Below are 12,592 nucleotides of genomic sequence, written 5' to 3' on the forward strand. Positions count from 1 at the left end.
CGATGACTGCGTTCGGGGCACGAGACTTTCCTACATCCCCGGCCAGTCTTCCGCTGTGAGCGTCGCCGCATCGGCGCCAACGATCTCGGACAGCGAATCCCGGCCGGTGCGGAGCAGCGTCGAGGTGAGGTCGCGCTTGATCTCGTCGACGAGGCCGAGGCCCTTGTAGATCAGCGACGAATAGAGCTGGATCAGGCTCGCGCCGGCACGGATCTTGGTCAGCGCGGCACCGCCCGAATCCACGCCGCCGACGCCGATCAGCGGGAACGCTCCTTCGACGCGCACATAGGTCTCCGCGACCATGCGCGTCGACAGGCGGAACAGCGGCCGGCCGGACAGGCCGCCTTGCTCCTTGGCGCGCATCCCCTCCCGCAGCGTGCTCGGCCGCGCGATCGTCGTGTTCGACACGATCATGCCGTCGACCCGGCGCGAGCGCGCCACCTGCACGACGTCGTCGAGCTGGGCGAGGCTCAGATCCGGCGCGATCTTGAGCAGCACCGGCGTGTCGCCGGCCTTCTGACGCACACGCTCGCGCGCGTCGATCACCCTGGCCAGGAGATCGTCGAGCAGGGCGCCTTCCTGCAAATTGCGCAGGCCCGGCGTGTTCGGCGAGGAGACGTTGACGGTGAAATAGCTCGCGACCGGCGCAAAGGTCTCGATCAGCTTGACGTAATCGGCGACGCGGTCCGGCGAATCCTTGTTGGCGCCGACATTGACGCCGACGATGCCGCCATGCTGCGCGCGCGCGGCGAGCCGGCGCAAGGCGACGTCCGCCCCGTCATTATTGAAACCCATGCGGTTGATGACGGCCTCATCGCGCTCCAAACGAAACAGCCGCGGCCGCGGATTGCCGCTCTGCGGCCTCGGCGTCACCGAGCCGATCTCGACGAAGCCGAAGCCGAGCCGCAGCAACGCGTCCGGCACCTCGGCGCTCTTGTCGAAGCCCGCGGCCATGCCGATCGGATTGGGAAAGTTGAGCCCGAAAGCGCGCATCGCAAGCTTGGGATCGTCAGCGCGCGGCTTGACCGGCGGCAGGAAGCGCAGGCCCTGGATCGCGAGGCGATGGGCGTCTTCCGGATCGAGCCAGCGCAGCACCGGCAGCGAAAAGGCGTCGAAAGCGCGGATCACGGCAGCAGCTCCGGAGTGTCGTGGCCGCCGTCCGAGCGGATGTTGAGGTTCATCACCGACAGCACCGCGCCGAGGTCGAGCTCGCCATAGAGATGTGGAAACAGCTCGTCATTGCGCGAGCGCTCCCAGCGCAATTCGCTGCCGAGCGCGTCGCCGTCGACCTCGACCAGGAACAGCGCGCGCTGTCCGACATAGTGCTTGCGCAAGGTCTCGGGAACCTGAGCAGCGGTCGAGAAATGGATGAAGCCGTCGCGCGCATCGTCCGCGCTGCCCCGGTAGACACCCTGCCGTTCCGCCTCACGCCAGGCCGAGGCCGGACAGATTTTGTAGATCTTGACCACCGCTTGCGCAGCCCTGTTTGCTCTTTGAGTCAGCTCTTTGAGTTTCTTGGGTTTTTTCGCCGCGTGCGGGCCCCCGAAACCCGGGCGCGACCGTAAAGGCCGCCCCTTCCGAACTCAAGGCTTAGAGCCTATTCCGCTCCGATGAAATCGGAACGGGTCTCTAAATTCCTGTTTTGGCGCGTTTTCTTGCGGCGTTTTCCTGGGGCCAGCCGGTATCCATTTCGCTTGAGGGCGGCTGCCCCGCTGCCTCTTGCGCGAAAAACGGAAAACCGGTTGATTTGAGGATAGTTTTCCTGAGTTGCGACGGGCTGGACCTTGCATGGTCAGGCAGGCCAAAGCGCAGAGGATACTGACGCACGACCAGATCTGGGTCGCCCTGGATCGGTTGGCGGCGCGCGCCGGTCTGTCGCCGTCCGGTCTTGCCAAGCGCGCCGGGCTCGATCCCACCACCTTCAACAGGTCCAAGCGCGTCACCTCCGACGGCCGCGAGCGCTGGCCCTCGACCGAATCGATCGCAAAGGCGCTGGCCGCGGCCGAGTCCTCGATCGAGAGCTTTGCGCGGCTGATCGACGATGACGCCGGCGACGGCCGCTCGGTACCGCTGCTCGGCTTCGCGCTGGCCGGCGCGAGCGGCGCTTTCGATGAGGCCGGCTTTCCATCCGGCAAGGGCTGGACCGAAATCGCGCTTCCCACCGAGGACAGCCACACCTTTGCGCTGGAGATTTCCGGCGATGCGCTGCTACCCGCCTATCGCGACGGCGACCTCATCCTGGTCTCACCCGGCGCACCGATCCGCAAAGGCGATCGCGTGGTGGTGAAGACCAGGGCGGGCGAGGTGATGGTCGCGACGCTGGGGCGCCGCACCGCGAAGGCGCTGGAGCTTCAATCGCTCGATGCGTCGCAGGCCGGGCGCACCATGGCGGCGAGCGATGTGGCGTGGATGGCGCGCATCATGTGGGCGAGCCAGTGAAGGCGAGGGGACTGCTCACGTGCAACGTACTCAACGGATCCACGGAAGCTCTCACAGCACCTCGAAGACCTTGTAGGCGACGGCGCCCTCGACGAGATAACCCTTGCCGACACAGACGATGTCATTGACCCAGGCGTAGGTCTGCGAGCCGGTCTCGAACAGCGGATTGGTACGGAAGTAATATCCGGCGGGATCGACCTTGGTGCGTCGCGCGGGATCCGCCATCTCAGCGCGCAAAGCCTGCGGCGTCACCCAGCGGCCGCCATAGGTCATGTAGATCAGCTCGCCATCATGCGTCCGCAGCGACAGGCGGACATCGAGCGTCATGGTGCCATCGGCGCGGAACAAGGCCCAGTCGCCGCCGCCCCGCAGCACCTCGCCGCGCAGGCGCGGGCCTTCGAACGAGCCCTTGGCCGCCCCGAACAGCACGCGCTGCCCGACCGGCCCGGCGCCGAAATTAAGGCGCGGATCGAGGTCGACAACGATGTCGAAGAGAAGTCTGGTCGCGAGGTCACCGACGGGCTTGATGCGGGGATCGGCCATGATCTGACGCTCCTGTTGCGTGGATGGAGTTACGCCGCCTGCGTCGCTTCGCCGAACAGCTTGCGCCTGACCGCGTCGGTCGAGACGCCGGATTGGGCGCAGAGCTCGGAGAGATCGAAGACGAAGCGCTCATACGCGATCTTGTCGTCGCGAAAGGCGAAGGCGATGAACACCGGCAGCTCGGCGCGACGGCCGTTCGGCACGGCCCCGAAGCGATCCCCCGTCATCGTCATCCGCGCGGTGCCCCAGCAGACCAGCGTGCCGGCGGAATTGGCGTGGCCGTCGAGGGTGACGTGATAGTCCGGGAAGGACTTGAAAAAGCTTGTCAGGATGCGCTTGTTTTCGGCAAGACCCTGCGCCCTCGTGCCGAAGGCCGGCGTCTCCAGCACCATGTCGGGATGCAGAACCTCCAGCGCCGCAGCGACATCCTGCCGGCTCTTCGCGATCGCCAGCCCTTCCGCCAGCTCGAACATGCGTTTGCCGTCCATGGCTACCTCGACAATTTTTACATTCTGTTCGTCTAATACATACATCATGTATATTATATGCGGTTTGATACCGACGCGTCAAGCGTTAGGTTGCGCGCGATGCGGGCGAAGGATCCTCCGAGAAGTCGTCGGGAAGAGTACAGCGAGGCCACCAGGCAGGCGCTGCTCGATGCCGGCCGCGAAGCGTTTGCAGCCCACGGATTTCAGGCCGCCGGCATGGAGGCGATCTCGCGGGCGGCGCGGGTCACGCGCGGCGCGTTCTACCATCACTTCGAGGACAAGAAGGCGCTGTTCGACGCCGTCGTCGTCGCCATGCAGCGCGAGGCGGCCGGCAGAATCGAGATCGCGGCGCGCAATGAGCGCAAGATCTGGGATCGACTCAGCGCCGGCATCGACGCCTATCTCGACGCCTGCGAAGAGCCGGACTACGCGCGCATCGTCATCCAGGAAGCGCAGGCCGTGCTCGGCGAGCCGCGCTATCGCGAGATCGAGGAGACCTACCCGACCGCGCTCCTGATCGCGACGCTGCGGGCGCTGAAGCGCGATGGCGAGTTGCACGTGGACGATGTCGATCTGCTCAGCCGGATGATCGACGCCATGATCTGCAAGATCGGACTGCTGCTGCCCCACGCCGAGGATTCCAGGAAGCTGCGCAGAAACGGGCAGAAGATCGTCGCGGCCATGCTGGAGACCTTTCGCCAGAAGGTCTGAATCGCTTCCGGCTCGCGTCACTCTTGCATCGCCATTGCGACTCACCGCCGCTCTCGCATAGGTTGCGGCCGATATTGCCAGTCAAATTCATCTCTGGGGGAATACGATGAATCGCCGTCGCGCATTGAAGGCTCTCGCGGGTCTTGCGCTTTGTCCGCTCTGCAAGCCGGCCTTCGCAGCCGAAGGCGCGCATTGGAGCTATGAGGGCGTCGGCGGTCCGGCCAAATGGGGCGATCTCGATGCGGCCAACAAGGCCTGCGCGGTCGGCCTGCAGCAGTCGCCGATCGACATCGAGGGGACGATCAAGTCGCAATTGCCGGTTCTGAAGCTGAACTGGGGCAAGAGCGCCGACACGATCGTCAACAACGGACACACGATCCAGCTCAACTTCGCCGAGGGCAGCACGTTGATGCTCGGCGACGTCAAGTACAAGCTGCTTCAGGTGCACTTCCACCGGCCGAGCGAGCACATGATCGGCGGCAAGAATTTTCCGATGGAGGCGCATTTCGTCCATCGCAACGAAGCCGGCGGCCTCGCCGTGGTCGGCGTGCTGATGGCCGAGGGCAGGCCGAACCCGGCGTTCGGCAAGATCGTCAAGACCATGCCGGCGGCGGAAGGCCCGGCGGTGAAGGCGGATGCGAGCATCGATCCGCACGCCATGCTGCCGCAAAAGCTGAGCTACTTCCGCTATCCCGGCTCGCTGACGACTCCGCCCTGTTCGGAAGTGGTCGAATGGCTGCTGTTGACCACGCCGATTCAGGTGTCCGCCGCTGACGTCGCCGCGTTCGCAAAACTCTATCCGATGAACGCGCGCCCAGTGCAGAAGGACAACCGGCGCTACGTGCTGAAATCGATTTGAGCTGAAGCAAACGGTCCGTAGCCCGGATGGAGCGCAGCGTGATCCGGGACCAGGCGTGCAATTTGCGAGAACCCCGGATTGCGCTTCGCTCCATCCGGGCTACCTCTTGCCTCACGCGCTCCGCGCCAGCGCGCCGTCGATCATGTTGACCGCGTTCTGCACCCCGTACACCGCGACGAAGGAGCCGAAGCGCGGGCCCTTCTCCTGGCCGAGCAGGACCTGATAGAGCATGTTGAACCAGTCCAGCGTGACGCCGGGACGGCCGTCCTTGCCCTTCTTGACCTGATCGAGGAACGGCTCGCGGCGGCCGATCTCGTAGACGACGTTCTGGATGTCCTCGGCCGATGCGTCCTGCGCAAGCTGTGACAGCGCATCGCGCAGGTCCTGCAGCGCGCTGCGCTCGGTGTCCGAGGGCACGCGGAACTGCTTCGTCGGCGCGACGAAGTCGCGGTAGTAATTGATGGCGTAGCCGACCATCGCATCGAGCTTGGGATGCGTCTGCGGCGAGACGCCCGGACGATAACGGCCGATGAAACCCCACAGCGTCTCGGCATTCTCCGCGTTCGACGACGACACCAGCGTCAGCAGGAGCTGGAAGGTGACGGGCATGTCGCCCTGCGGCGGCTTGCCGTTGTGGATGTGCCAAACCGGATTGCCGAGCTGCTGCTTGCCATCCTGCCTGGCGAAGCCGTCGATGAACTGCTGATAATCGTCGACGTTGCGCGGGATGACGTCGAAATACAGCCGCTTGGCCGCCTTGGGCTCGCGATACATGAACAGCGACAGCGATTCCGGCGAGGCGTAGCGCAGCCACTCGTCGATGGTGAGGCCGTTGCCCTTCGACTTCGAGATCTTCTGGCCCTGCTCGTCGAGGAAGAGCTCGTAGTTGAAACCTTCGGGCGGCGTGCCGCCGAGCGCCCTGGCGATCGCGCCCGAGAGCTTCACCGAATCGATCAAATCCTTGCCGGCCATCTCGTAGTCGACGCCGAGCGCGACCCAGCGCATCGCCCAGTCGGCCTTCCACTGACACTTGACGTTGCCGCCGGTGACGGGCGTCTCCACTTCCTGGTTCGTGTCGGGGTCGACATAGGTCACGGTGCCGGCGGCGACATCGCGGCGGATCATCGGCACTTGCAGCACGACACCATTGGTCTTGCTGATCGGCAGGAACGGCGAATAGGTCGCGCGGCGATCGGGTCCCAGCGTCGGCAGAATGATCGCCATCACCTTGTCGTAGGCAGCCAACATCTTGAGCAGCGTCGCGTCGAAGCGGCCGGACGTATAATAGTCGGTCGAGCTCGCGAACTCATAGTCGAAGCCGAAATGATCCAGAAACGCGCGCAGGCGCGCGTTGTTGTGCGCACCGAACGAGGGGTACTCGTTGGAGAACGGATCCGGCACCCGCGTCAGCGGCTTGCCGAGATGCGCGGCCAGCATCTCCTTGTTGGGGACGTTGTCCGGCACTTTGCGAAACCCGTCCATGTCGTCGGAGAATGCGAGGAGGCGCGTCTTGACCTTGTCCTCGGTCAGCACGCGGAAGGCATGCCGCACCATCGAAGTGCGCGCGACCTCGCCGAACGTGCCGATATGCGGCAGGCCGGATGGTCCGTAGCCGGTCTCGAACAGCACCTCGTTCTTCGGGCTTTTCTTCAGCCGCGCGACGATGGCCTTCGCCTGTTCGAACGGCCAGGCGTTGGATTGTTCGGCGAGCGCGCGCAAATCGCTCGGGCTCATGTTGGGATCGATAACGGACATCAAGGGGGCCTCCGGGCCGCGGAAAATAGCGATTTCCGGGCAGAATGCAAAAGTTGCGGAGCAACTATCGCGGGGATCGTAGGGTGGGCAAAGCGAAGCGTGCCCACCACCTCAAAGACGTGGGACACGGCGCTGACGCGCCTTTGCCCACCCAACGGCAGTTTGCTCGTCGCGAGCGCAGGGCTAAAACGGGCTCACCGAGAAATACCGCAGCCACAGATCGGTGTAGCGGCCTTTTTCCCAGACGCGGAACAGGGCCCAGTTCAGGGCCTGGCGCAGCACGTCGTTGCCCTTGCGCACGGCGATGCCGATGCCTTCGCCGAAGAAACGGCTCTCGACGAAGGGGCCGCCGGAGAAGGCGCAGCAATCGCCGGAATCGGTGCCGTTGATCCAGAACGCCAGCGAGATGGCGTCGCCGAAGATGAAATCGACCTCACCCTTGCGAAGGGCGGCGCGCATTGCGTCGTCGTTGGGATACGGGTGCAGCTCGGCGTCGGTGAACATCGCCTTGAGATAGGCCTCGTGCGCGGAGCCGGCGATGACGCCGACTTTCTTGCCCTCGAGATATTCCGGGCGGATCTCCGGCATCACCGCGTCCTTGCGCGAGGCGAAGCGCGCCGGCACGCGGTAATAGGGGTCGGTGAAGTCGACGCGGGCGCGCAGCTGCGGGCTGACCGCCATCGAGGCGATGATGGCATCGCCGCGGTTGGAGGAGAGCGCGTCGACCAGCGTCTCGAAGCGGCGCATCTGCACGGTGCAGGTGACCTTGATCTCCTCGCACAGCGCGCGGGCCAGATCGACGTTGAAGCCGGCCGGGTTGCCGTCGGCGCCGGTGAAATTGAACGGCGGATAGTCGGTCTCGGTCAGGAAGCGGATCACGGTCAGGCGCGACAGGTCCGGCCGCTCCGGTCGCCGCCGCGGGTCCCAGAACCCGGGCACGGCCTGCGGGGCGGCCTGGGGCGCGACCTGCGGCGTGGCCTGAGGCGCCGCCGGGGGCCGCTTGGCGGGCGCCTGGGCCTGGGCGTCGGGCAAGCCCATGAGCAGGCAGGCGCCGACGGCCAGCCCCGCCAGCAAGCTACGGGCAGATTTGGGCGATTTCGCCTGTTGCGATGGAGCCATCGGCCGGAAATGAACGAATTTCATTGGGATCGGAGGGCGTTATAGACCATCCCGACGGGAACGCGAGCATGGAATGCAGCCAAGTCGAGGTGCGCTCCCTCTCCCGCTTGCGGGGGAGGGCCGGGGTGGGGGTATCTCCGCGGGCGAGCCCCAATGTGGAGAGAGCCCCACCCGGCGCGCTGTGCGCGCCGACCTCCCCCGCAAGCGGGAGAGGTTGCACCGAGAATGCCGCTCGATCCTGCGCTCTTCTCAGAGATACTTCTTCAAATCCGCCGCCGCCTCGTCCGGCGTCCGCTTCAAATTGAACGGCGAGACGAACCGGCCGTCGCGGTCCATCAGATAGATCAGCGCGGTGTGGTCCATGGTGTAGTCGCCGTCCTTGGTCGGGACCTTCTTGGCGTAGACCCGGTAGGAGGTGATGACCTTGGCGGTCTCGGCGGGATCGCCGGACAGGCCCTCGAGGTGCGGATCAAAGCTCGACAGATATTCCTTCATGGTCGCCGGGGTATCGCGCTCGGGATCGACCGAGATGAAGACGGCATTGACCTTGTCGGCATCCTTGCCCATCGCGCGCAGCACTTCCGAGATCTCGAACAGCGAGGTCGGGCAGACATCTGGGCAATGGGTGTAGCCGAAGAAGATCAGGGTCGGCTTGCCCTTCAGGCTCTTGTCGGTGACGGCCTTGCCGTTCTGGTCGGTCAGCTGGAACGGGCCGCCGATCGCGGCCGGCTGCGCCACCTTGCTGACCCCGCCCATGGCCCAGAACATGATCAGGAGGCCGACAACGAGGCTTGCGGCGAAGGCGGTCGCAATCACCAGCGGACGGGCGGCGGAACTCATGAGCGAAAAACTTCCTGTGGCGGATCAGAAGCAGGCGGCGAAACCGGTCCTGATCATTTCGAAGAACATCTGCGTGCCGTAGTGGAACCACAGCGCCAGCGCGCCGAGCACGAGCAATCCGCCGAGCCCCGCGCCCGCCAACAGCAGCACGAACGGCGTGCGGCCGGCAGTGGGCGAATTGTCCTGTAGCGGATGCGAGGGGTGCAGCGGTTGAGCCATGACAACGATCGGGGCGAAGGTCGGGGTTCCCTGCCTTTCAAATAGGCGCTGGGGCGTGGCCCGGCAAGCGCGGCGGCCGGGAGGGGGATCACGGGGTGCGGAAGTACGTCCCATTCTCGTCATGCCCGGGCTTGTCCCGCCTGCGCGTCCGAAGCCGCTTCGGCGCGGCGAAGGGCCGGGCATCCATGCGCTTTTCACCGAGCCCAAAAACGTCGATGGCCGGGACAAGCCCGGCCATGACGAAAGAGCAGCGCTGGAAGGGACGAATGTGCGCCTACCGCGACGACGGCTTGTTGGCCGAGGCTTGCGCGTCCAGGTAGCAGGGCTTGTACATGGCCTGGAGCTGCTTGCCCTTCAGGAACAGCATGTGCGGGGTGAGGCCGCCGCGCTGACTGATCCAGCGTTTCACCTGCGACGGATACATCGCGTAGAGCATCTGGGTGGCTTCGGCGTTGGTGACGGCGCGGCCGTTGGTGCCGAAATCCCACGCGGCGTGGAAGCCGAGCGTCGCGTGCGAGGTCACGCAGATGCGGTCGTGCGGGATGGCGCCGAGGACAATGGTGCAGGCCGAGGCGCAGAGGCCGTCGATGATGACGGTGTCACCTGACTGCCGCAGGTCCTGGTATTTGTCGACATAGGTTCCGATCCGGCCACCGCGGTCATCCGCGATCCGAACCACCGCGTGAGAAGCCCCCATGCAAGCGATCAGGAGAATCGCCGCAAGCAACCCCGTCAGAAACTTCATTGTCCCCCGCCCCAGTCGAATTCGAATCTGCGTGTTCGGTGGTGATGCGCGACTAGCGTCTGTCGTAACCGCGGTTTTGTCTAGGCAGGCCGGCTCGCTCAAAACAAATTCAAATCCAGTGTTGCGTCCGCGCTGCACCCGATGGGTCTCTATCCCAAAGTGGAACAAGTTAATGATGTCTTATGCGCCACACCCTTGATCTCAGTTACAACCGCTGGCTTCAATCCGGGCGACTACAGGGAGGAACCTGTGGCGGGGGAATCATGGAGGGGGAAACACATGGCTGAAGAGACTGACGTCATCGTTGTCGGCGCGGGCCTATCGGGACTGGTTGCCGCAACCGAGATCGCGGATGCGGGCAAGCGCGTGATCGTGGTCGACCAGGAAGGCGAGCAGTCGATCGGCGGCCAGGCGTTCTGGTCGTTCGGCGGATTGTTCCTGGTCGATTCGCCGGAGCAGCGCCGGCTCGGCATCAAGGATTCCTTCGACCTGGCCATGCAGGACTGGATCGGGGCCGCCGGCTTCGACCGCGACGAGGACTTCTGGCCGCGGCAATGGGCCGAGGCCTATGTGGCATTCGCGGCCGGCGAGAAGCGCGCCTGGCTGCGGGCGATGGGCCATCGCATCTTCCCGGTGGTCGGCTGGGCCGAACGCGGCGGCTATGACGCGATGGGCCACGGCAATTCGGTGCCGCGCTTTCACGTCACCTGGGGCACCGGGCCCGGGCTCGTAGAGCCGTTCGAGCGCCGTGCGCGCGAGGCGATGAAAAGCGGCCGGCTGAGCTTCAGGTTCCGCCACCGCGTCGATGCGCTCTCGATCACCAACGGCACGGTGGATGGCGTCAGCGGCGCTGTCCTCGCCCCCGACACGATCGAGCGCGGCAAGAGCTCCTCGCGCAACGTCGTCGGCGAGTTTGCGCTGAAGGCGCAGGCCGTGATCGTGGCGTCCGGCGGCATCGGCGGCAATCACGAGCTGGTGCGGCAGAACTGGCCGAAGCGGCTCGGTGATCCCCCGAAGTTCATGATCTCCGGCGTGCCCGAACATGTCGACGGCCGCATGATCGGTATCACCGAGAAATCAGGCGCGCGGCTGATCAATCGCGACCGCATGTGGCATTATGTCGAGGGTATCCAGAACTGGAATCCCATCTGGCCGCGCCACGGCATCCGCATCCTGCCTGGCCCGTCCTCAATGTGGTTCGACGCCACAGGCACGCGGCTGCCGGCGCCGCTGTTCCCGGGCTCCGACACGCTCGGCCAGCTCAAATACATCATGTCGACCGGCTATGATTATTCCTGGTTCATCCTGACCCAGAGCATCATCAAGAAGGAGTTTGCGCTGTCGGGCTCGGAGCAGAATCCCGACATCACCGGCAAGAGCTGGCGCATGACCTTGCGCCGCGCTACCAACAAGGGCGCCCCCGCGCCGGTCGAAGCATTCAAAAGCCATGGTGTCGACTTCATCGTGCGCGACAAGATCGAGGACCTTGTTGCGGAGATGAACAAGCTTGCCGGCAGCGACCTTCTCAAGCTCGAGCACATCAGGATGCAGATCGAGGCGCGCGACCGCGAGATCGCCAACGCTTACGTCAAGGACGCGCAGGTGATGAACATCCACAATGCGCGCCGCTATATCGGCGACAGGCTGATCCGCACCGCCTCCCCGCACAGGATCCTGGATCCCGCGCAAGGGCCGCTGATCGCGGTCAAGCTCAACATCCTCACCCGCAAGACGCTGGGCGGCTTCGAGACCGATCTCGACTCGCGTGTGTTCGGCGGCGAGGGCGCCGTCATTCCCGGCCTCTATGCGGTCGGCGAGGCCGCCGGCTTCGGCGGCGGCGGCGTGCATGGTTATCGCTCGCTGGAAGGCACCTTCCTCGGCGGCTGCCTGTTCTCGGGCCGCAATGCCGGCCGGGCCGCGGCGAAAGCGGTGGGGTAGGTCATGCGGCGGTGGATGCTGCGCATCGGCGCGCTGGTCGCGGCATTGGCCGCCGCGTCAGTCGCATCCGCCGAGACGGTCGACGTCAACGGCGTGAAGCGGTCCTACACCGCGCAGCTTCCCGCGAAGAAGCCGGCACCGCTCGTGATCGTGCTGCACGGCAAGACCCAGCGCGGCGCCGACATGGTCACACGGACGGCCTGGCCGCAGGTCGCAAAGCGCGAGGGCCTGGCCGTGATTTTTCCGGACGGGCTCAACAATGCCTGGGCGGACGCGCGAACCAAGGCGGGGCCTGCGCTGCGCGGACCGCCCGCGGGCACCGACGACGTCGCCTTCCTCGCAAAGCTCGTCGAGAAGCTGGTGGCCGACGGCACGGCCGATGCAAAGCGCGTCTTCGTCGCGGGCGTCTCCAATGGCGGCGCCATGGCGATGACCATGGTCTGCGCCCGCGCCGATCTGTTTGCGGCCGGCGCGAGCGTGATCATGAATCTCACCGACGAGGCCGCCGTCACCTGCCATCCGTCAAGGCCTCTGCCGATGCTGCTCATGAACGGAACGGCCGACCAGCTGGTCCCGTATGAGGGCGGTCGCGGATCGAGCTATTTTGCCGCGGACGGGTTCTGGTCGACCGAGGAGACGCTGGCGTTCTGGCGCAAGCTCAATGGTTGTGAGACCGACGATGCCAGCGTGACCGACTTGCCCGACAAGGCGCCTGCAGACCAATCGACAGTGACCCGGATCTCATCGCGCTGCCCGAGGGGACACGACGTCGTGCTCTATCGCATCAACCATGGCGGCCACCGCATGCCTGGATTTTCTCCGGATGCCCGCTTCCCGAGGGTCGCAGCCGGCCTGCTCGGGCCGCAGAACGGCGACATCGATGGCGCCGAGACGATCTGGGCTTTTTTCAGTCAGTTTCCATGAGGCGCACATGCT

General features: G+C 65.2%; 14 protein-coding genes. 5 read left to right on the forward strand and 9 right to left on the reverse strand.

All coding sequences use genetic code 11. The annotated features are described in order from the left end of the window. Positions 1 to 30 precede the first annotated feature (30 nt). Together BM190_RS02860 and BM190_RS02865 are read right to left on the reverse strand one after the other, a co-directional pair. A complete protein-coding gene (locus BM190_RS02860; RefSeq protein WP_092251729.1) occupies positions 31 to 1,128 on the reverse strand; it encodes a quinone-dependent dihydroorotate dehydrogenase in 1,098 nt (365 codons plus the stop codon). Next, a complete protein-coding gene (locus BM190_RS02865; protein ID WP_018320827.1) occupies positions 1,125 to 1,469 on the reverse strand; it encodes a DUF952 domain-containing protein in 345 nt (114 codons plus the stop codon). The genes BM190_RS02860 and BM190_RS02865 overlap by 4 nt, the downstream gene beginning before the upstream one ends. 319 nt (positions 1,470 to 1,788) lie before the next feature. On the opposite strand from BM190_RS02865, the gene BM190_RS02870 reads away from it, so the two are divergent. Continuing rightward, positions 1,789 to 2,439, forward strand: coding sequence for a S24 family peptidase (locus BM190_RS02870; RefSeq protein WP_018320826.1), 651 nt, complete (start codon positions 1,789 to 1,791; stop codon positions 2,437 to 2,439). 51 nt (positions 2,440 to 2,490) lie between these two features. Here BM190_RS02870 and BM190_RS02875 read toward each other — a convergent pair whose 3' ends face one another. Both BM190_RS02875 and BM190_RS02880 read right to left on the reverse strand, forming a co-directional pair. Beyond that, complete coding sequence (locus BM190_RS02875) at positions 2,491 to 2,982, reverse strand: DUF3237 domain-containing protein (RefSeq protein ID WP_092251731.1); 492 nt, start codon at positions 2,980 to 2,982, stop codon at positions 2,491 to 2,493. Positions 2,983 to 3,011: 29 nt separating this feature from the next. Beyond that, positions 3,012 to 3,470 carry an ester cyclase gene (locus tag BM190_RS02880; protein WP_092251733.1) on the reverse strand — a complete coding sequence of 153 codons (459 nt, stop codon included), beginning with the start codon at positions 3,468 to 3,470 and terminating at the stop codon, positions 3,012 to 3,014. 99 nt (positions 3,471 to 3,569) lie between these two features. Between BM190_RS02880 and BM190_RS02885 the strand changes: the two genes are divergently transcribed. Both BM190_RS02885 and BM190_RS02890 read left to right on the forward strand, forming a co-directional pair. Further along, positions 3,570 to 4,181: a TetR/AcrR family transcriptional regulator gene (locus BM190_RS02885; protein WP_177236866.1), complete on the forward strand. Its 612-nt coding sequence runs from the start codon at positions 3,570 to 3,572 to the stop codon at positions 4,179 to 4,181. Between the two features lie 106 nt (positions 4,182 to 4,287). Continuing rightward, entirely contained in the window at positions 4,288 to 5,040 is a 753-nt protein-coding gene (locus BM190_RS02890; RefSeq protein ID WP_092251737.1) for a carbonic anhydrase, read from the forward strand. Between the two features lie 111 nt (positions 5,041 to 5,151). On the opposite strand, the gene BM190_RS02895 is transcribed toward BM190_RS02890, so the two are convergent. From BM190_RS02895 to BM190_RS02920, 5 genes are all read right to left on the reverse strand, one after another. Then, on the reverse strand, positions 5,152 to 6,795 hold the full coding sequence (locus BM190_RS02895; RefSeq protein WP_092251739.1) for a lysine--tRNA ligase: 1,644 nt from the start codon (positions 6,793 to 6,795) through the stop codon (positions 5,152 to 5,154). 183 nt (positions 6,796 to 6,978) lie between these two features. Further along, complete coding sequence (locus tag BM190_RS02900) at positions 6,979 to 7,914, reverse strand: ABC transporter substrate-binding protein (RefSeq protein WP_092251981.1); 936 nt, start codon at positions 7,912 to 7,914, stop codon at positions 6,979 to 6,981. A 249-nt stretch (positions 7,915 to 8,163) separates the two neighbouring features. Beyond that, positions 8,164 to 8,754 (reverse strand): SCO family protein, encoded by a 591-nt coding sequence (locus tag BM190_RS02910; RefSeq protein ID WP_018320819.1) that lies wholly within the window; start codon positions 8,752 to 8,754, stop codon positions 8,164 to 8,166. 24 nt (positions 8,755 to 8,778) lie between these two features. Then, positions 8,779 to 8,973, reverse strand: a complete 195-nt coding sequence (locus tag BM190_RS02915; protein ID WP_026202427.1) for a hypothetical protein — start codon at positions 8,971 to 8,973, stop codon at positions 8,779 to 8,781. A 274-nt stretch (positions 8,974 to 9,247) separates the two neighbouring features. Then, on the reverse strand, positions 9,248 to 9,718 hold the full coding sequence (locus tag BM190_RS02920) for a hypothetical protein (RefSeq protein ID WP_177236867.1): 471 nt from the start codon (positions 9,716 to 9,718) through the stop codon (positions 9,248 to 9,250). A 279-nt stretch (positions 9,719 to 9,997) separates the two neighbouring features. Between BM190_RS02920 and BM190_RS02925 the strand changes: the two genes are divergently transcribed. Continuing rightward, on the forward strand, positions 9,998 to 11,656 hold the full coding sequence (locus tag BM190_RS02925; protein WP_092251743.1) for an FAD-binding dehydrogenase: 1,659 nt from the start codon (positions 9,998 to 10,000) through the stop codon (positions 11,654 to 11,656). A gap of 3 nt (positions 11,657 to 11,659) precedes the next feature. After that, positions 11,660 to 12,580 carry a CE1 family esterase gene (locus BM190_RS02930; RefSeq protein WP_092251745.1) on the forward strand — a complete coding sequence of 307 codons (921 nt, stop codon included), beginning with the start codon at positions 11,660 to 11,662 and terminating at the stop codon, positions 12,578 to 12,580. Positions 12,581 to 12,592: the final 12 nt, after the last annotated feature.

Origin of the sequence: Bradyrhizobium sp. Rc3b, from assembly GCF_900114915.1 — a bacterium.
In the GTDB taxonomy this organism is placed as follows: Bacteria; Pseudomonadota; Alphaproteobacteria; order Rhizobiales; family Xanthobacteraceae; genus Bradyrhizobium.

What these genes read in the sequence shown, in the direction of transcription:
- BM190_RS02870 (WP_018320826.1), top strand. Translation starts at nt 1,789, where the DNA reads ATGGTCAGGCAGGCCAAAGCGCAGAGGATACTGACGCACGACCAGATC.
- BM190_RS02875 (WP_092251731.1), bottom strand. Translation starts at nt 2,982, where the DNA reads ATGGCCGATCCCCGCATCAAGCCCGTCGGTGACCTCGCGACCAGACTT.
- BM190_RS02880 (WP_092251733.1), bottom strand. Translation starts at nt 3,470, where the DNA reads ATGGACGGCAAACGCATGTTCGAGCTGGCGGAAGGGCTGGCGATCGCG.
- BM190_RS02885 (WP_177236866.1), top strand. Translation starts at nt 3,570, where the DNA reads ATGCGGGCGAAGGATCCTCCGAGAAGTCGTCGGGAAGAGTACAGCGAG.
- BM190_RS02890 (WP_092251737.1), top strand. Translation starts at nt 4,288, where the DNA reads ATGAATCGCCGTCGCGCATTGAAGGCTCTCGCGGGTCTTGCGCTTTGT.
- BM190_RS02895 (WP_092251739.1), bottom strand. Translation starts at nt 6,795, where the DNA reads ATGTCCGTTATCGATCCCAACATGAGCCCGAGCGATTTGCGCGCGCTC.
- BM190_RS02900 (WP_092251981.1), bottom strand. Translation starts at nt 7,914, where the DNA reads ATGGCTCCATCGCAACAGGCGAAATCGCCCAAATCTGCCCGTAGCTTG.
- BM190_RS02910 (WP_018320819.1), bottom strand. Translation starts at nt 8,754, where the DNA reads ATGAGTTCCGCCGCCCGTCCGCTGGTGATTGCGACCGCCTTCGCCGCA.
- BM190_RS02915 (WP_026202427.1), bottom strand. Translation starts at nt 8,973, where the DNA reads ATGGCTCAACCGCTGCACCCCTCGCATCCGCTACAGGACAATTCGCCC.
- BM190_RS02920 (WP_177236867.1), bottom strand. Translation starts at nt 9,718, where the DNA reads ATGAAGTTTCTGACGGGGTTGCTTGCGGCGATTCTCCTGATCGCTTGC.
- BM190_RS02925 (WP_092251743.1), top strand. Translation starts at nt 9,998, where the DNA reads ATGGCTGAAGAGACTGACGTCATCGTTGTCGGCGCGGGCCTATCGGGA.
- BM190_RS02930 (WP_092251745.1), top strand. Translation starts at nt 11,660, where the DNA reads ATGCGGCGGTGGATGCTGCGCATCGGCGCGCTGGTCGCGGCATTGGCC.